The 15,990-nt window shown below is 65.4% G+C and carries 18 protein-coding genes; 17 read left to right on the plus strand and 1 reads right to left on the minus strand.

All coding sequences use genetic code 11. From position 1 onward, the window contains the following. The first annotated feature begins 116 nt into the window (after positions 1 to 116). Positions 117 to 1,604, plus strand: coding sequence for a replicative DNA helicase (locus tag ACQY5B_RS12565; RefSeq protein ID WP_305968250.1), 1,488 nt, complete (start codon positions 117 to 119; stop codon positions 1,602 to 1,604). 129 nt (positions 1,605 to 1,733) lie between these two features. Here ACQY5B_RS12565 and ACQY5B_RS12570 read toward each other — a convergent pair whose 3' ends face one another. Continuing rightward, positions 1,734 to 2,501 (minus strand): adenosylcobinamide-GDP ribazoletransferase, encoded by a 768-nt coding sequence (locus tag ACQY5B_RS12570; RefSeq protein WP_420325017.1) that lies wholly within the window; start codon positions 2,499 to 2,501, stop codon positions 1,734 to 1,736. A gap of 119 nt (positions 2,502 to 2,620) precedes the next feature. Between ACQY5B_RS12570 and alr the strand changes: the two genes are divergently transcribed. From alr to ACQY5B_RS12650, 16 genes are all read left to right on the plus strand, one after another. Further along, complete coding sequence (gene alr, locus ACQY5B_RS12575; protein ID WP_420325016.1) at positions 2,621 to 3,658, plus strand: alanine racemase; 1,038 nt, start codon at positions 2,621 to 2,623, stop codon at positions 3,656 to 3,658. 47 nt (positions 3,659 to 3,705) lie between these two features. Beyond that, complete coding sequence (locus ACQY5B_RS12580) at positions 3,706 to 4,437, plus strand: MlaE family ABC transporter permease (RefSeq protein WP_420328650.1); 732 nt, start codon at positions 3,706 to 3,708, stop codon at positions 4,435 to 4,437. A 100-nt stretch (positions 4,438 to 4,537) separates the two neighbouring features. Continuing rightward, positions 4,538 to 5,284 (plus strand): ABC transporter ATP-binding protein, encoded by a 747-nt coding sequence (locus tag ACQY5B_RS12585; RefSeq protein ID WP_305968247.1) that lies wholly within the window; start codon positions 4,538 to 4,540, stop codon positions 5,282 to 5,284. Beyond that, the gene (locus ACQY5B_RS12590; RefSeq protein ID WP_305968246.1) at positions 5,281 to 5,667 is read left to right on the plus strand and encodes a hypothetical protein; all 387 of its coding nucleotides are present in this window, start codon (positions 5,281 to 5,283) and stop codon (positions 5,665 to 5,667) included. Before ACQY5B_RS12585 ends, ACQY5B_RS12590 begins: the two co-directional genes overlap by 4 nt. Further along, positions 5,664 to 6,134: a paraquat-inducible protein A gene (locus ACQY5B_RS12595; protein ID WP_305968245.1), complete on the plus strand. Its 471-nt coding sequence runs from the start codon at positions 5,664 to 5,666 to the stop codon at positions 6,132 to 6,134. Before ACQY5B_RS12590 ends, ACQY5B_RS12595 begins: the two co-directional genes overlap by 4 nt. Positions 6,135 to 6,300: 166 nt before the next feature. Next, positions 6,301 to 7,668 carry a DNA repair protein RadA gene (gene radA, locus ACQY5B_RS12600; RefSeq protein ID WP_420325015.1) on the plus strand — a complete coding sequence of 456 codons (1,368 nt, stop codon included), beginning with the start codon at positions 6,301 to 6,303 and terminating at the stop codon, positions 7,666 to 7,668. A gap of 74 nt (positions 7,669 to 7,742) precedes the next feature. Further along, positions 7,743 to 8,300 carry a CvpA family protein gene (locus ACQY5B_RS12605; protein WP_305968243.1) on the plus strand — a complete coding sequence of 186 codons (558 nt, stop codon included), beginning with the start codon at positions 7,743 to 7,745 and terminating at the stop codon, positions 8,298 to 8,300. A gap of 324 nt (positions 8,301 to 8,624) precedes the next feature. Continuing rightward, complete coding sequence (gene purF, locus ACQY5B_RS12610; protein ID WP_305968242.1) at positions 8,625 to 10,127, plus strand: amidophosphoribosyltransferase; 1,503 nt, start codon at positions 8,625 to 8,627, stop codon at positions 10,125 to 10,127. Next, entirely contained in the window at positions 10,124 to 10,705 is a 582-nt protein-coding gene (locus ACQY5B_RS12615; protein ID WP_420325014.1) for an SMI1/KNR4 family protein, read from the plus strand. Before purF ends, ACQY5B_RS12615 begins: the two co-directional genes overlap by 4 nt. A 100-nt stretch (positions 10,706 to 10,805) precedes the next feature. Beyond that, positions 10,806 to 11,417, plus strand: coding sequence for a hypothetical protein (locus ACQY5B_RS12620; protein ID WP_420325013.1), 612 nt, complete (start codon positions 10,806 to 10,808; stop codon positions 11,415 to 11,417). Positions 11,418 to 11,566: 149 nt separating this feature from the next. Continuing rightward, entirely contained in the window at positions 11,567 to 11,833 is a 267-nt protein-coding gene (locus ACQY5B_RS12625) for an amidophosphoribosyltransferase (RefSeq protein ID WP_305968239.1), read from the plus strand. Between the two features lie 53 nt (positions 11,834 to 11,886). Next, entirely contained in the window at positions 11,887 to 12,450 is a 564-nt protein-coding gene (locus ACQY5B_RS12630) for a DUF2199 domain-containing protein (protein ID WP_420325012.1), read from the plus strand. A 51-nt stretch (positions 12,451 to 12,501) separates the two neighbouring features. Then, the gene (locus ACQY5B_RS12635) at positions 12,502 to 13,164 is read left to right on the plus strand and encodes an SDR family NAD(P)-dependent oxidoreductase (RefSeq protein ID WP_420325011.1); all 663 of its coding nucleotides are present in this window, start codon (positions 12,502 to 12,504) and stop codon (positions 13,162 to 13,164) included. A gap of 117 nt (positions 13,165 to 13,281) precedes the next feature. Then, positions 13,282 to 14,067, plus strand: coding sequence for a 5'/3'-nucleotidase SurE (surE, locus tag ACQY5B_RS12640; RefSeq protein WP_420325010.1), 786 nt, complete (start codon positions 13,282 to 13,284; stop codon positions 14,065 to 14,067). Beyond that, positions 14,064 to 14,705 carry a protein-L-isoaspartate(D-aspartate) O-methyltransferase gene (locus tag ACQY5B_RS12645; protein WP_305968235.1) on the plus strand — a complete coding sequence of 214 codons (642 nt, stop codon included), beginning with the start codon at positions 14,064 to 14,066 and terminating at the stop codon, positions 14,703 to 14,705. Before surE ends, ACQY5B_RS12645 begins: the two co-directional genes overlap by 4 nt. A 77-nt stretch (positions 14,706 to 14,782) precedes the next feature. Next, positions 14,783 to 15,949, plus strand: a complete 1,167-nt coding sequence (locus ACQY5B_RS12650) for a peptidoglycan DD-metalloendopeptidase family protein (protein WP_420325009.1) — start codon at positions 14,783 to 14,785, stop codon at positions 15,947 to 15,949. Positions 15,950 to 15,990 lie beyond the last annotated feature (41 nt).

A 15,990-nucleotide genomic window follows, 5' to 3' on the forward strand; every position in this document is an offset into this window, starting at 1 on the left:
CTTGGCTGGCAATATGATGTGGTGGAGAGCGTCCCCGGCTTATCCCCAGAAACATACATTTTGCACCCCGGCGGCTGCGCTTGTTATGCCGCCATCCCGAGCAGTGGGGGAGAAAAATGAACGAGATCGCCACAATCAATCCGACCGGCATCGAAGTCCAGTCCGCCGAAACCATGCCGCACTCGATCGAGGCCGAGCAACAGCTGCTTGGCGCGATCCTGACCGAGAACGACATCTACGACCGCATTGCCAGCATCATCAGCGCGCAGCACTTTTACGATCCCGTGCACGCCCGCATCTTCGAGATCGCCGCCGCGCGGATCGCCAAGAACAACCTCGCCTCGCCGGTCACGCTCAAGGCCTTCATGGAGGACGACGAGGGACTCAAGGAACTGGGCGGCACCGCCTATCTCGCCCGGCTTGCCGGTTCTGCCGTCTCGACCTTCGCGGTGCGCGACTATGCGCAGATGATCTATGATCTGGCGGTGCGCCGCGACCTGATCCGCCTGGGCAAGAACATCTCGGACAAGGCCGCCAAGGTCGACGTGAAATCCGAGCCGCGCGAACAGATCGTCGAGGCCGAACAGGCGCTCTACAAGCTGGCGGAACAGGGCCAGACGGAAAGCGGTTTTCAAAGCTTTCTCAAGGCAGTAACTGAGGCGGTTAATGTCGCCAACGCAGCCTACCAGCGCGAAGGCGGCCTTGCGGGCATCTCGACCGGACTGATCGACATGGACAAGAAGCTGGGGGGCCTCCACCCCTCCGACCTTCTGATCCTTGCCGGACGCCCCTCGATGGGCAAGACCTCGTTGGCCACCAACATCGCCTTCAACATCGCCAAGGCCTACAGGAAGGGTGAACGCCCGGACGGCAGCACCGGCGCGATCGACGGCGGCGTGGTCGGCTTCTTCAGCCTGGAAATGAGCGCCGAACAGCTGGCGGGCCGGATCCTGGCCGAGGCCTCGGAAATCTCCAGCCACAAGATCCGCCAGGGCGACATGGACGAGACCGAGTTCCGCCGCTTTGTCCAGGCTGCCAAGGACCTCGAGGCCTGCCCGCTTTACATCGACGACACGCCCGCCCTGCCGATCAGCCAGGTGGCCGCGCGGTCGCGCCGCCTGAAACGGACACACGGGCTGGACCTGATCATCGTCGACTACCTGCAACTGCTGCGCGGCACCGCCGACAACCGGGTGCAGGAGATCGCGGAAATCTCGATGGGGCTCAAGGCCATCGCCAAGGAACTGAATATCCCCGTCATCGCGCTGTCACAGTTGTCACGCCAGGTCGAAAGCCGCGACGACAAGCGGCCGCAGCTGTCGGACCTGCGGGAATCGGGCTCGATCGAACAGGACGCGGACGTTGTCATGTTCGTGTTCCGCGAGGAATACTACGTCGAACGGGAAAAGCCCTCGGACGACCGGTTGGACGAAATGGCCGCCTGGCAGGAACGCATGAGCCGACTGCACGGCAAGGCCGAGGTCATCATCGGCAAGCAGCGTCACGGCCCCATCGGCACGGTCGAACTGTCCTTCGAAAGCCAATTCACGCGCTTCGGCAACCTCGTCAAGCCGTGGCAAAACGGCGATGCGGGACAGGTGTAACGGAAGCATCATCAGGCAGACCGGCAATCCGGCCCGGGACAGGTTCCGCAGGTCCGGGTTGCCGAAACCCGAAAGGCATACCTTTTCCATGCCGGTTGAAGATCGGGCTGTAACGATTTGATATTGCGCCTATAACCAGAAAGCCACCCCAAGGTAGAACCCCAGTTCTCCAAACAGGACGGACCCACCGAGGCAATCGCCGGTATATCCTCCGATCCGCGCCACGCAGATCGCCCGGAAGGCCTGGGCCAGCAGGATTGCCCCGATGAAGCCACACAGCACCGCGCCGAGGCTCAACGGCTTCAAGACCAGCGCCAGCACCACCAGCGTACAGGCCAGCGCGACACGATAGCCGTCTGGCGTGACCTTGGGGACAAATTTCTGCATCCCCTCGCTACGGGCGTGCACGGTGGTCAGCGTGACATGCACCGCCGCCATGCGACCCACCGCATGGGCAGCGATCAGGGCCAGACAGGCCTGGCCCGGCGAAAACCCCGCCAATAGCGTCAGTTTCAACCCAAGGACCACGGCAAGCGTCAGGGCGCCGTAGGTGCCCAGCCGGGTGTGATCCATGATCTTGAGGACCTCGGCCCGGTCACGGCCCACGGACAGGCCCTCGGCCGCGTCGGCCAGCCCGGCCTCGTGAAATCCCGCCGTGGCAAGCAGGGTCGCGGCCAGCGACAGGAGCAGCGCCGTGGCCCAGGGCAGAGCGGGCGACGCCGACCAAAGCACCAAGGCCCCGATTCCGCCCACCAACGCGCCTACGGCGGGGTGGTATTTCACCGCCCGGACCATCAGGTCGTCCGACACCGGCAGCCCGCTCGGCATCGGAATTCGGGTCAGATAGCGCAGCGCCAGGAGGAAAAGCAGCCCCTCTAGCCGCAGTGCCGAGAACATTCCTGACCCTCCCTCGATGTCCGGAAGCCCAGCATAAGCGGCAAGCGCCCGCCGTCCAGCCCGCACGCGCGGCGATTTCGCGCTTGACGCTCGCCCAGAACCTGAGAAAGACAGCGGACATGGCTCAGGCACGTCTTACCATCGATCTCGCGGCGCTGCGCGCCAACTGGCGCTCACTTGCCGAAATGGCCCAGGCCGAGGCCGGCGCCGTAGTCAAGGCGGACGCCTATGGCCTTGGATTGTCCCAGGTTGCGCCGGCCCTGGCCGCCGAAGGCGCGAGAAGGTTTTTTGTCGCCATCGCCGAGGAAGGCGCAGAACTGCGCTGCATCCTTGGGCCGGGTCCGGAAATCTGCATATTTTCCGGTCACATGGCGGGCGATGCCGAGCTGATCCGCGACGCGCACCTGACCCCGATGATCAATTCCATCGACCAGATGCTGCGCCATGTGGAAAGCCTGCCGGGACATGGGTTTGGTATCCAGCTCGACAGCGGCATGAACCGGCTGGGCATGGAACCCGCCGAATGGAGCGCGCTGCGCGACATCGCGCTGTCGCAGCACCCCGCGCTCATCATGAGCCACCTTGCCTGCGCCGATGAACCCGATCACCCGATGAATGCCCACCAGCTGCGGGCCTTCCGCCAGATGACCGACGGGATAGAAGCGCCCCGCTCCTTGTCGGCCACCGGCGGCGTGCTGCTGGGCCCGGACTATCATTTCGACGTCACCCGCCCCGGGATCGGCGTCTATGGCGGGTTGCCTTTCGTCGATGCACGGCCCGTCGCCTTTGTCGACCTGCCGGTAATTCAGGTCCGCGACGTCGAACCGGGGGAAACCGTGGGCTATGGCAACACCTGGACCGCCGAACGTCCGACCCGGGTCGCCACCGTCGCCGCCGGCTACGCCGACGGCATCCTGCGCACCATGAGCCACAAGGCCCATCTCTGGGCCGGGGAAACCCGGTGCGAGGTGCTGGGCCGCATCTCGATGGACCTGATCGGCGTCGATGTTACCGCCGTGTCCGAGACGCCCGAGAGCCTTGAATTGCTGGGCCGTCACCAGAGCGTCGACACGCTGGCAGACTGGGCCGGCAGCATCGGCTACGAGATCCTCACCTCGCTTGGTGCGCGTTACGCCCGCACCTACACCGGCGCGTGATTCTGCTGTCGCCATTCGGGGCGCTGGGGCGGGCAACGCTGGCGCTGATGGCCGTCGTCGGGCGTGTCGCGCTCTTTGCGCTGACCGCGCTTAGCCATCTACTGCGCCCGCCCTTCTATGGCCGCGAACTGGGCCTGGCGCTGTTGAACATCGGCTGGCTGTCGCTGCCCGTCGTTGGCCTGACCGCGATCTTTACCGGCGCGGCCCTGGCCTTGCAGATCTATTCCGGTGGCGCGCGTTTTAACGCAGAGGCCGTGGTACCGCAGATCGTCGCCATCGGCATGGTGCGCGAGCTTGGCCCGGTGCTGGTGGGCCTCATGATCGCTGCCCGCGTGACCTCCAGCATAGCGGCAGAAATCGCCACCATGAAGGTGACGGAACAGATCGACGCGCTGGTGACGCTTTCGACCGACCCGATGAAATACCTCGTCGCGCCGCGCGTGCTGGCCGGGCTGATCGTGGTGCCGCTCCTGGTGGCGGTGGGCGACGTGATCGGCATCTTTGGCGGCTATGCGGTGGCGACCGGCTCTCTGGGGTTCAACCCGGCGGCCTATCTCAAGAACACGATGGATTTCCTCGAACCGCTCGACGTGATTTCCTCGCTGGTCAAGGGCTGCGCCTTTGGCGGGCTGGCGGCGCTGATGGGCTGCTATTTCGGCATGGCCTCGGGGCGCGGTGCCCAGGGCGTGGGCCGCGCAACCAAGGGCTCGGTCGAAGCGGCGGCGGTGCTGATCCTGGCTGCGAACTTCCTGCTGACTGGGGCGTTTTTCTCACTATGACAGGAATGACGAAACACGCCCCGTCCTGGCCGCAATCACTCAAAGGTCTCAATACGTTGACGCCTCATGTTGGCGCACTCTCCAAATCCGGAGGTGACGCATGATCGACCTGACCCGCGTGGCAAAATCCTTTGGCGAAAATCATGTCTTGCGCGATGTGAACCTGACTATCGACAAGGGCAGTTCGATGGTCATCATCGGCGGCTCGGGCACCGGAAAATCCGTCCTGCTGAAAAGCATCCTTGGCCTTGTGACGCCGGACAGCGGCACCATCACGCTGGACGGGCAGGACGTCACCAAAGCCGACCGCGATGCCTTTCTGGCGCGCTTCGGGATGCTCTTTCAGGGCGCGGCATTGTTCGACAGCCTGCCGGTCTGGCAGAACGTGGCCTTTCGGCTGCTGCGCGGTTCGCTGAAAAAACCGCGCGACGAGGCCCGCGCCATAGCCATCGACAAACTGCGCCGCGTGGGCCTGAAATCCAACGTCGCCGACCGTTTTCCGGCAGAGTTGTCGGGCGGGATGCAGAAGCGCGTCGGGCTGGCCCGCGCCATCGCCGCCGAGCCCGAGATCATCTTTTTCGATGAACCGACCACCGGGCTGGACCCGATCATGGCGGGTGTCATCAACGAGCTGATCCGCGAGATCGTGACCGAGATGGGCGCCACCGCCATGACCATCACCCATGACATGACCAGCGTGCGCGCCATCGCCGATCGCGTGGCCATGCTGCATGACGGCGTCATCCAGTGGAGCGGCCCCGTGTCGCAGCTGGACGACAGCGGCGATCCTTATGTCGACCAGTTCATTTCGGGCCGTGCCGAAGGCCCGATCGAGGCGGTGCGATGAACGGTATCTTTCAGCCCGACCCGGTGGTCCTATTCTTTCTCTTCGCCAAGAAATTCCTCTACCTGGAAGTCCTGGCGATCCTCGCGGCGATCCGCGTGATCAAGGGGCAGGGTCTGGCACGCTGGCCCGCGCTGGCGGCGCTGGCATTGTCGCTGGCCGGTGTCGCGACCGTGCTTGCGCCCGCCGTCGGCCTGAACGACGGGATGGTCTATGCCTCTGCCGCGCGCACGATGGCGCAAAATGGAGGCATCACCGCGCTTCTGGTGCCCTCTGGCCTGTTCCTGATCAGCAGCGTCACGCCCGGCGCGCGCTGGCGCTGGATCGACCTGGTGCACGGTCTGATGCTGGCCGCGCTTCTGGGTTTGTGGTGGTGGACCTCGTGACAGAGGCCACCGGGGCCGCGGGCTGGCGCCACCACCTGCGCTGGCTCAACCTTGCGCTGTTCCTGCTTTACCCGATATCCTGGTTCGCGCCGCTGATGCGCGCCGGCCTGCTGCCGCTCTTCGGCATGAGCGAGATCAGCCTGGTCTCGGGCCTCCAAGCGCTTTGGGAGACCGATGTGTTCCTGGCGCTGTTGGTGACGCTGTTTGCGCTGGTGGCGCCCCTGATCAAGACGCTGGGGCTGGCGCTGGTGCAGTTCGATGTCCTGGACCGGCGCACCCTGCCCGCGCTGAACGTGATCGGGCGGCTGGGAATGGCGGATGTCTTTCTGATCGCGCTCTATATCACGCTGGCACAAGGCATGGGCGTGGGCCGGGTGGAAACCGCTTGGGGGCTGTACCTTTTCACCGGCTGCATCCTTGGGTCGGTCGTGCTGGGCCTCGTTGAAAAGTCCCGGCCGGCGGGTTGATCCATCCGAGGCAGGCGGCGCTGCCCCCTCTGGACCTGCGGTCCATTCACCCTCGGAGGTATTTTCGGCCCAAAGAAACAAAGGCGCAGCGCAAGCATCCGCCGCCCCATTGGCCCCGGCGGCGGGATACGGCATAAGCCCTCCGTGACCTGCCAGCGGAGACCACATGGCCAAAGCTTCGACCCGTTTCGTCTGCCAGTCCTGCGGCGCCACCGGCACCAAGTGGGCCGGCCGCTGCGAAACCTGCGGCGAATGGAACACCATCGCAGAGGAGAAGCCCCTGAGCCAGGGCCCGTCGGGCAAGAGCCTGGGCAACTCGCGTGGCCGCGCCGTGGCGCTGAGCGACTTGTCCACCAAGGAAGATCCGCCGCCACGCACCGCCAGCGGGCTTGACGAGTTCGACCGTGTGCTGGGCGGCGGGCTGGTGCCCGCAAGCGCCGTGCTGATGGCCGGCGATCCGGGGATCGGTAAGTCGACATTGCTGTTGCAGGCGGCGGCGTCCTTTGCCAATGCCGGGTTGAAGGTTGTCTATATCTCGGGCGAAGAGGCCAGCGCACAGGTGCGGCTGCGCGCGCGGCGACTGGGCCTTGAACAGGCGCCGGTGAAACTGGCGACGGAAACCAACCTGCGCGATATCCTGACCACGCTGGACGAAAGCCGCCCCGATCTGGCGATCATCGATTCGATCCAGACCATGTGGGCGGACAATGTCGACAGTGTACCGGGATCCGTCAGCCAGGTGCGCGCCGCCGCGCATGAGCTGACCACCTTTGCCAAGCGCACCGGGAGCGCCGTCATGATGGTCGGCCATGTGACCAAGGAGGGCCAGCTGGCGGGCCCCCGCGTGGTCGAACACATGGTCGACAGCGTGATCTACTTCGAAGGCGAGCGCGGGCACCAGTTCCGCATCCTGCGCTCGGTCAAGAACCGGTTTGGTCCCACGGATGAAATCGGTGTCTTCGAGATGACCGGCGGCGGCCTGTCCGAGGTGCCCAACCCCTCGGCCCTGTTCCTGTCCGAACGCGGCCAGCCGGCGCCCGGCTCGGTGGTTTTTGCCGGGATCGAGGGCACGCGGCCCGTTCTGGTGGAATTCCAGGCGCTTGTCGCCCCCAGCCCGCACAGCCAGCCGCGCCGGACGGTCGTGGGCTGGGACGGGGGGCGACTGGCGACGATCCTGGCCGTGCTCGAATCGCGCTGTGGCATCCCCTTTGCCGGGCTCGACGTCTACCTGAACGTGGCGGGTGGCATGCGCGTCGGCGAACCGGCGGCGGATCTGGCTGTGGCCGCTGCGCTACTTTCCGCCCGTGAGGACGCCCCCCTGCCGCCCGATACTGTCGTTTTTGGCGAAATCAGCCTATCAGGGAGCCTGCGCCCCGTCGGGCAGTCCGAAAACCGATTGAAAGAGGCGCGCAAACTTGGTTTCTCCAAGGCGATTCTGCCGGAAGGCGGAAAGGCCGCGGCATCCGGCGGCATGGCGCTGACACGGATGCCCGATCTGACCGCTTTTGTCGGCGATGTCTTCGGTGCGGGATAGCGGACCGGATGAAACCACGGTAACAGACACGACAACGGGCCGGAGGGCCCGAGCAGAAGAGGCGGACGCGGCAGATGGAAGGTTTTACAATCGTCGATGGCGTGGTGGGCGTCGTCATCCTGCTCTCTGCCTTGCTGGCCTATTCCCGTGGCCTGGTGCGCGAGACGATGGCCATCCTCGGCTGGGTCGCCGCGGCCATCGTGGCCTTTCTCTTTGCCGATCAACTGCAACCGCTGGTCAAGGAAATCCCGGTCATCGGCGAATTCCTGGCCGACAGCTGCGAACTGGCGGTCATTGCCAGCTTTGCCGCGATATTCACCTTGGCGCTGGTGGTCGTTTCCCTGTTCACGCCTCTGTTTTCCTCGATCATCAAGCGGTCGGCGCTTGGCGGCCTGGACCAGGCGCTTGGCTTTTTCTTCGGCGTGGCGCGCGGTATCCTGTTGGTGGCCATCGCCTTCTTCGTCTACGAGGTGGTGATCACCGCGCAGGACATTCCAATGATCAACGACTCGCGGTCGGCTGCGGTATTCGCGCAGTTCACCGACCAGATCGAGGAACAGAACCCCGAACAGGCGCTCGGCTGGATCACCGCGCAATACGAAGAACTGGTCAGCGTCTGCGCGGCCCCCTGAGCCTCGCCACACCTACGGTCCGGTGGCAGGCGGTGTGAACATCTCTGTCCTGGCGGTCCAGTCCGCCGGAAACGGTGCACATAGCGCTTGGGCCCGGGCGCGGGTCGGCCCTGCAAAGACCTCCCTCATCCAGCAGGTAGACCGCCCCGTATCGCCGCCCGGTCAACGAAGGCGGCGGCGCAACGGGTGGGCGCTGGGACTCGTGACCTGACGCTTGGGTGTGACCGGATAGGCCGCCATGGATCGCTTGTAATCGTTTCGTGACATTCCGGGACCGGCAGATTAAACCATGCTGCGTCTGCACACGGATTCGGAGCCCCCCTCTTGTCCGACCCAAAATTTCCGCCCGCCCATCCTTTTGATTTCGACGCCGTCCGCGACCCGGACGATGGCGACAAGCTCAAGGAGGAATGCGGCATCTTCGGCGTTGTCGGTGTGACCGACGCCGCCAACTTCGTGGCCCTTGGCCTGCACGCCCTGCAACATCGTGGACAAGAGGCCGGCGGTATCGTCGCCCATCACCCGGACAAGGGAGGTTTTAACTCCGCCCGCCGTTTCGGGTACGTCCGCGACAACTTCACCCGGCAATCGCTGATGGACACCCTGCCCGGCCCGCTGGCCATCGGGCATGTGCGCTACTCCACCGCCGGATCGAAGGGCCAGACCCAGATCCGCGATGTTCAGCCGTTCTTCGGCGAGTTCAGCATGGGCGGCGCGGCCATCGCGCACAACGGCAACATCACCAATGCCGAGGCGCTCCGGCGCGAGTTGATCGAGCGCGGCTCGATCTTCCAGTCCTCCTCGGACAGCGAATGCATCATCCACCTGATGGCGCGGTCGTTGCAGCGTGACATTCCCGCCCGCATGGAAGACGCGCTGCGCCGGGTCGAAGGCGCCTTTTCCGTCGTCGCGATGACCCGGACCAAGCTGATCGGCGTGCGCGACCCGCTGGGCGTGCGCCCATTGGTGCTGGGCAAGGTGGGCGACGGCTGGTGCCTGAGTTCGGAGACCTGCGCCCTGGACATCATCGGTGCGGAATTCGTCCGCGAGATCGAACCGGGTGAGATGGTGGTCATCACCGCAGAGGGCGGCGTGCAATCGCACTATCCCTTCCGCCCGGCCAAATCCCGGTTCTGCATCTTCGAACATGTCTATTTCTCGCGCCCGGATTCGATCATCGGCGGGCGCTCCGTCTACGAGACCCGCCGCCAGATCGGCGTGGAACTCGCACGAGAGGCCCCGGTGGACGCGGACCTGGTCTGCCCCGTGCCCGACAGCGGCACCCCCGCTGCCATCGGCTTTGCCCATGAATCGGGCATCCCCTACGGCATGGGCATCGTGCGCAACCAGTACATGGGCCGGACCTTCATCGAGCCGACAGAGCAGATCCGCAACATGGGCGTGCGCCTGAAACTCAACGTCAACCGCGCGCTGATCAAAGGCAAGCGGGTGATCCTGGTCGATGACTCTGTCGTGCGCGGCACCACCAGCCGCAAGATCAAGGAGATGATCCTTGATGCCGGCGCGGCAGAGGTGCATTTCCGCATCGCCAGCCCGCCGACGGCCTGGCCCTGTTTCTACGGCGTGGATACGCCCCAGCGCGAAAAGCTGCTGGCCGCCACCATGTCCGAGGACGAAATGTGTGCCCATCTTGGCGTCGACAGCCTGAAGTTCATCTCACTCGACGGGCTGTACCGCGCCGTGGGCGAGGCCGAGGGCCGCGACACCAAGTGCCCGCAGTATTGCGATGCCTGCTTCTCGGGTGAATACCCGGTGGAACCGGCGGACATGATCGAGAAGGGCTTTCAGATGAAGGCCGCCGAGTGACCGATCCGGTCGGCGCGTTGCTGGATCGGCTGCGCGCCCGCCTGCCCCGGGTCGACGCCTTCCACGACATGCGCCTGCCGGAACCGGATCCGGCCCCGTCTCTTGACCCGGCCACGCTGGAGCAGGTCCGGACAAAACTGGACTTTGAGATGCCGCCCGTGCTTGTCCGCGTCTGGCAAGAGATCGGCAACGGCGGCTTCGGTCCCGGCTACGGTCTGCTTGGCATCGGCGATGGCTTTGCCGATGATCAGGACGCCACTGCCGACCGACGCTACCATGCCCTCCGCGCGCGTGATCCGCAGAGGCCGACTTGGCTCTGGCCGCAGGGACTCTTGCCCATCTGCCACCTTGGCTGCGCGATGTACGATTGCATCGATACCACCCGTGACCGGATGCTCACCTGGGAACCCAGTGCCTGGGACGAGAATCTGGTTATCGGCACGGCGCTCTTCGACACCGGCCTGACCCTCTTTGACTGGTTTGACCGCTGGTCACGCGGGCAGGACACCTTTCTTTTGCTCGACCCGGATGCGCCGGGTGACTACGCGCTTCCCCGCCTGTCACCTCTGCCTGGATGACCACGCCAAACGAAACCGGCCTTTCCCTGCCGGATTCGTACGGCGGCGCGCGTCGCTTTCCACCTTGAACACCCGGTTTCCCGCGCTCTAATCTGCGGAAATGAAGAAAATAATCGTTCTCTTGGCCCTCTGGCCCAGCCTTGGCGCCGCACAGGATGCGGGCCTTGACCTGAACCTGTTCGACATCAATGCCACCCACCAACCGCCCCCATGGGCCGCGGGGGTTTCCGATCCAGAGCGACTTCAGGCGCTGACAAGAACGCAGATCATCGACACCCAACTGGGCGACGGCAGCGCGCTGTATGGCTATGATGTTGTCCCGGAAGAGGACAGTTTTTCTGATCCCTCGCAACTATATAGAATCATGGGTCAGGACAAACGTCCGGGCCCTCCCCAAGGCTATCTCAACGGCGAGATAAACAAGTATGGCGCGGCGTGCACCGATGCCGTCCTTCAGGACCTCATCAAGTCCGAGACGCGGGCAATGGCACTACTGTTCTGTTCCAGCCTCAAGGAAATGCCGGACAAAGGCGAGATCGCCATCGTCGACATGAACAGGCTGGCCGGGTCGGACACTCTGGTGATGCAGTTCTACCAAGTTTGGGGGCCTTCGTTCGAGGTCTCGGATCAGGCCAGTTGGCCGGCGTCCCCCGAACATTTGCAGGCGGCGATCCAGAGCCTGACCAACCTCGCGCTTTCACGCGTGGATTGACCAGCGTATCACGCCGCCAATCAAAACCGGCAATGTTTTGCCGGTACACCTGCGCTTTCGGCGGCCTTTGGCGAATGCCATTTACGCCCGCTTCCACCTGATGCTGCACCGCAGTATGACCCCTGATCTGTTCAAAACGGAACCAGGACATGGCACAGGAAACCGCAACCCCGCAGGCCGTCATCGCGGCGGCCACCACACCCGCGACGGGCAACCTCGACACGCTGATCCTCTTGGGGACGACCGGCGGCGGCGAGGCCCGCAAGGCGCTAGTGCGCACCGCGGGCGGCAAGATCGTCACGCTGAAAGCAGGCGACAAGATTGGCCGCGCCCCGATTGTCGCGATCGAGGATGGCCGCATCGCGCTGCTGCAAAAGGGTGAGACCCGCTGGCTGACGCAGCCGGTCGCGCAATAGCCGGAAGCGGATGGCCCCTTGACCCCGGGCCAGATGCCCCGCAGACCAAGCCCATGAGCCTCCTTGCCCTCGACAGCCGCTGGCGCCGTTTCAACGATCCCGACCGAGCCTGCCCCTGTTGCGGGCGGCACTTCTCGGGCATCTACGACATCGGTTTCGACGCGCCGGACGACTGGCCGCACGGACCGCGTCCCGGCGACGACGACCTGCAAATCGGCGACGACCGGCTGGGCCCGGAATTCTGCCGCATCGGCAAACGCTATTTCCTGCGTGGCGTGCTGACCCTGCCCCTGCGCGGCAGCGATGACGGGTTTTCCTTCGGCCCCTGGGTCGAGGTGCCCGAGCCGGTGTTTCGCGCCTATCTGGCAACTGTCGACGACCCGGCCCAGCCCTTCGGCCCCGCCGAGGGGCTTCTGGCCAATGCCCTGCCCCTGTTCGAAGAAGACGCCGAAGGTGCGGTCACGCTGGCCCTGCCCGATCCGGCGCAGCGCCCGCAGGTGACGGCGGCAGACGGGTCGTTGGCCGAAGCACAGGCGATGGGACTCTCCTTTGATGATCTGTTGGAGATCTACGCCGCCTGCGGCGACGACATCCGCCCACATCTCGCCGCAGATTGAGGCAACGCGCCGCGCTTGACGCGCCCGCGAAAGCCCGGCACATGCCGTGCCATGACCAAGCTCGCCCTCATAACCGGCGCCTCTCGTGGCCTGGGCTTTGCCCTGGCCGAGGCCCTTGCGCCCGATCATCACATCATCGCCCTGGCCCGTACCGTTGGCGGGCTCGAAGAGCTCGACGACCGCATCAAGGCAAAGGGCGGACAAGCCACCCTGGCGCCGATGGATGTCACCGATCGCGACGCGATGGCCCACCTGTGCCGTTCGATCCACGACCGGTGGTCGCCCCAGACGCCCGAGGGCGAGGGCACGCTGGCGCTCTGGGCACATACGGCGGTCCATGCCAGCGCACTGACCCCTGCCATTCATATCGATCCGAAGGAATGGCAGAAGTCGCTGGCCACAAATGCCGACGCAATGGGCCACCTGGTGCCCTTCGTCGCGCCCCTGCTGGGCGCCACCGGGCAGGCGCTGTTCTTCGACGATCCCGTGAAGGGGCAAAAATTCTACGGTCTCTACGGCACCACAAAGGCCGCGCAGATCGCCCTGGCCCGCAGCTGGGCCGCGGAATCCGAACGCACCGGGCCCCGGGTTCATGTGCTGGAACCGCGCCCGATGGCCACCGCCGTCCGGGCCCGCTTTCATCCGGGTGAAAACCGCGACGCCCTGGCCACGCCAGAGGCAGAGGCCGCGCGCCTGCTGGCCACACTGGCCTGACAATTCGTGGCTTCGGCACCTCGCCCGTGAGGTGCCGGACGCAACCGGCCATCATAGGGTTGCAACGCAGGCGCCCCAGCCCCTAGAGAAGAACAAACCAGCACGGGCACGCCTTTCATGCGCATTCTCATCACCAACGACGACGGCATCAACGCGCCGGGTCTCAAGGTTCTTTCCGACATCGCCGCCGACCTGGCCGGACCTTCGGGCGAGGTCTGGACCGTCGCCCCCGCCTTTGAACAATCGGGCGTGGCGCATTGCATCTCATACAGCCACCCGACGATGATCGCCCAGTTGGGCGAACGCACCTATGCCGCCGAGGGCAGCCCCGCGGACTGCGTGCTGGCCGGGTTGCACGACGTGCTGAAGGACAATCCGCCGGACCTGGTACTGTCGGGCGTGAACCGGGGCAACAACTCTGCCGAAAACGCGCTTTATTCCGGCACGCTGGGCGGCGCGATGGAGGCCGCACTGCAGGGTCTGCCCGCCATTGCGCTGTCACAATACTACGGCCCCGCAAACGCCCAGGCCGACAATCCTTTCGAGGCCTCGGCGAAGCATGGCGCCGCCACGGTGCGTGCCATTCTGGCCGCCGATCCGGCCCACGCGGGTGGCTACCGCCGTTTCTACAACGTGAACTTCCCGCCGGTTCCGGCCGCCGACGTGGCAGGCACCGCCGTCGCGCCACAGGGCCTGCGCCGCGACACTCGCTTTTCGGTCGAGGCGACACATTCCCCGTCCGGCCGGCGATTCCTCTGGGTGCGCGGCGGCGACCAACGGGCCCCGACCGACAGCGGCACCGACGCGAACATGAACCTCAAGGGTTGGATCACGGTCACGCCGATGCTGGCCGACCTGACCGACCACGCCGCGCTGAACAGCCTGAAAGACGCCTTTTCATGAGCTTCGACGCCGAAGCCAAGATGCAATTCCTGTTTGCGCTGCGCTCCAAGGGCGTGACGGACAAAGCCGTGCTGAACGCAATGGAACGCGTCGACCGCGGGCGGTTCATCCAGGGCTATTTCACCGACCGCGCCTATGACGACATGCCCTTGCCCATTGCCTGTGGGCAGACCATCTCTCAGCCCTCGGTCGTGGGCCTGATGACCCAGGCACTGAAGATCGGGCCGCGCGACAAGGTGTTGGAGGTGGGCACCGGCTCCGGCTACCAGGCGGCGATCCTGTCCCAGCTGGCACGGCGGGTCTACACGGTCGACCGGCACCGACGGCTGGTCCATGCGGCGCGGGCGGTTTTCGACGCGCTGGAACTGTCCAATATCACCGCCTTCACCGCCGATGGGTCCTTCGGATTGCCCGACCAGGCACCGTTTGACCGCATTATTGTGACCGCAGCCGCCGAAGACCCGCCAGGCCCCCTATTGGCGCAACTGAAGATTGGCGGTATCATGGTCGTGCCGGTGGGCCAGTCCGACGCCGTGCAAAGCCTGATCCGCGTGACGCGGACGGACAGCGGGTACGAGTATCACGAGATGCGCCCGGTGCGTTTCGTTCCGCTGGTCGAAGGGCTTGGCAAGGACTGACCGCGTGGCGCGGTGTCGGACAGGCGCCGCCAACCTGTGACGCCCCGGAGACAAGGGGTGCATGTGAGGATATCGAGATGAGACTTGCCTCCCGCCCCATGACGGCGCTTGCCCTTGTTGCCATGCTTTCCGCCTGTTCCGACGGGCTCGATTTCGACCTGCGCGGCGGGATCGGTGGCGGCGTCGACACGACCGATGCCGCGCTCAAGGCCACCACAGACCGGCCCGAGCCGGACAACCGCGGCATCATTTCCTACCCCAGCTACCAGGTCGCCGTCGCCCAGCGGGGTGACACGCTGGCCGACGTGGCCGCGCGCATCGGTCTGCCCGCGGACGAGCTGGGCCGTTACAACGGCATCCGCCCGAACGATCCGCTGCGCCGGGGCGAAATCGTCGCCCTGCCCCGTCGCGTGGCCGAACCCTCGCCCTCTACCGGCGCGACGACCACCGGCCCGATCCGCCCGCCGTCCAGCGTGGACGTGACCACCCTGGCCTCCAACGCCATCGACGGCGCGCCGGATACCTCGCGCCGCTCCGCCGACCCGCAGACCGGCGTCGAACCCGTCCGTCACAAGGTCGCCCGCGGCGAGACCGCCTTTACCATCGCCCGGCTCTACAACGTGTCGCCACGCGCCCTGTCCGAGTGGAACGGGTTGGACCGGGATTTCTCGATCCGGGAGGGTCAGTTCCTGCTGATCCCCGTCGCCAAGCCGACGGAGCCGCGCAGCAGCGACCGCGCGACCACACCCCCGGGGTCGGGTTCGCCCACGCCGGTGCCCCCCTCGGCGGCAGCGCCCCTGCCTGCCGAGACACCGGAACCCCGCGGCACAGCAGATCCGACGCCCAAGCCCGAGGAACCCGTGGCCGACATCGGCCAGAACAAGGCTAAGGCCAAGGCCAGCATGACCATGCCGGTGCAGGGATCGATCATCCGGGAATACAACCCCGGCTCGAACCCGGGTATCGACATCAGCGCATCGCCCGGCACGCCGGTTTCGGCCGCAGCCGCCGGGTCGGTCATCAGCGTGTCGAAAAAGACCAACGGGTCCAGCTTCATCATCGTCCGTCACCCGGACAACGTGAACACCGTCTACCTGAACGTGGCCGACATCAGCGTCAGTGTCGGCGATTCTGTCAGCCGAGGCCAACAGATCGCCCGCGTCGCCCCGGGCGAGGTCGGCTTCCTGCACTTCGAGGTGCGCCAGGGCCTCGACAGCGCAGACCCGATGTCCTACCTGCGCTGATTTCATAACAGCAAGACAGGCCCCGCTGCTCAGCGACGGGG

It is taken from the genome of Antarctobacter sp., assembly GCF_965277915.1.
Lineage (GTDB): Bacteria > Pseudomonadota > Alphaproteobacteria > Rhodobacterales > Rhodobacteraceae > Antarctobacter.

Excerpts from the sequence above, each read along its gene's own strand:
- ACQY5B_RS12565 (WP_305968250.1), top strand. The coding sequence starts at position 117 with ATGAACGAGATCGCCACAATCAATCCGACCGGCATCGAAGTCCAGTCC.
- ACQY5B_RS12570 (WP_420325017.1), bottom strand. The coding sequence starts at position 2,501 with ATGTTCTCGGCACTGCGGCTAGAGGGGCTGCTTTTCCTCCTGGCGCTG.
- alr (WP_420325016.1), top strand. The coding sequence starts at position 2,621 with ATGGCTCAGGCACGTCTTACCATCGATCTCGCGGCGCTGCGCGCCAAC.
- ACQY5B_RS12580 (WP_420328650.1), top strand. The coding sequence starts at position 3,706 with ATGGCCGTCGTCGGGCGTGTCGCGCTCTTTGCGCTGACCGCGCTTAGC.
- ACQY5B_RS12585 (WP_305968247.1), top strand. The coding sequence starts at position 4,538 with ATGATCGACCTGACCCGCGTGGCAAAATCCTTTGGCGAAAATCATGTC.
- ACQY5B_RS12590 (WP_305968246.1), top strand. The coding sequence starts at position 5,281 with ATGAACGGTATCTTTCAGCCCGACCCGGTGGTCCTATTCTTTCTCTTC.
- radA (WP_420325015.1), top strand. The coding sequence starts at position 6,301 with ATGGCCAAAGCTTCGACCCGTTTCGTCTGCCAGTCCTGCGGCGCCACC.
- ACQY5B_RS12605 (WP_305968243.1), top strand. The coding sequence starts at position 7,743 with ATGGAAGGTTTTACAATCGTCGATGGCGTGGTGGGCGTCGTCATCCTG.
- ACQY5B_RS12620 (WP_420325013.1), top strand. The coding sequence starts at position 10,806 with ATGAAGAAAATAATCGTTCTCTTGGCCCTCTGGCCCAGCCTTGGCGCC.
- ACQY5B_RS12625 (WP_305968239.1), top strand. The coding sequence starts at position 11,567 with ATGGCACAGGAAACCGCAACCCCGCAGGCCGTCATCGCGGCGGCCACC.
- ACQY5B_RS12630 (WP_420325012.1), top strand. The coding sequence starts at position 11,887 with ATGAGCCTCCTTGCCCTCGACAGCCGCTGGCGCCGTTTCAACGATCCC.
- ACQY5B_RS12635 (WP_420325011.1), top strand. The coding sequence starts at position 12,502 with ATGACCAAGCTCGCCCTCATAACCGGCGCCTCTCGTGGCCTGGGCTTT.
- surE (WP_420325010.1), top strand. The coding sequence starts at position 13,282 with ATGCGCATTCTCATCACCAACGACGACGGCATCAACGCGCCGGGTCTC.
- ACQY5B_RS12645 (WP_305968235.1), top strand. The coding sequence starts at position 14,064 with ATGAGCTTCGACGCCGAAGCCAAGATGCAATTCCTGTTTGCGCTGCGC.
- ACQY5B_RS12650 (WP_420325009.1), top strand. The coding sequence starts at position 14,783 with ATGAGACTTGCCTCCCGCCCCATGACGGCGCTTGCCCTTGTTGCCATG.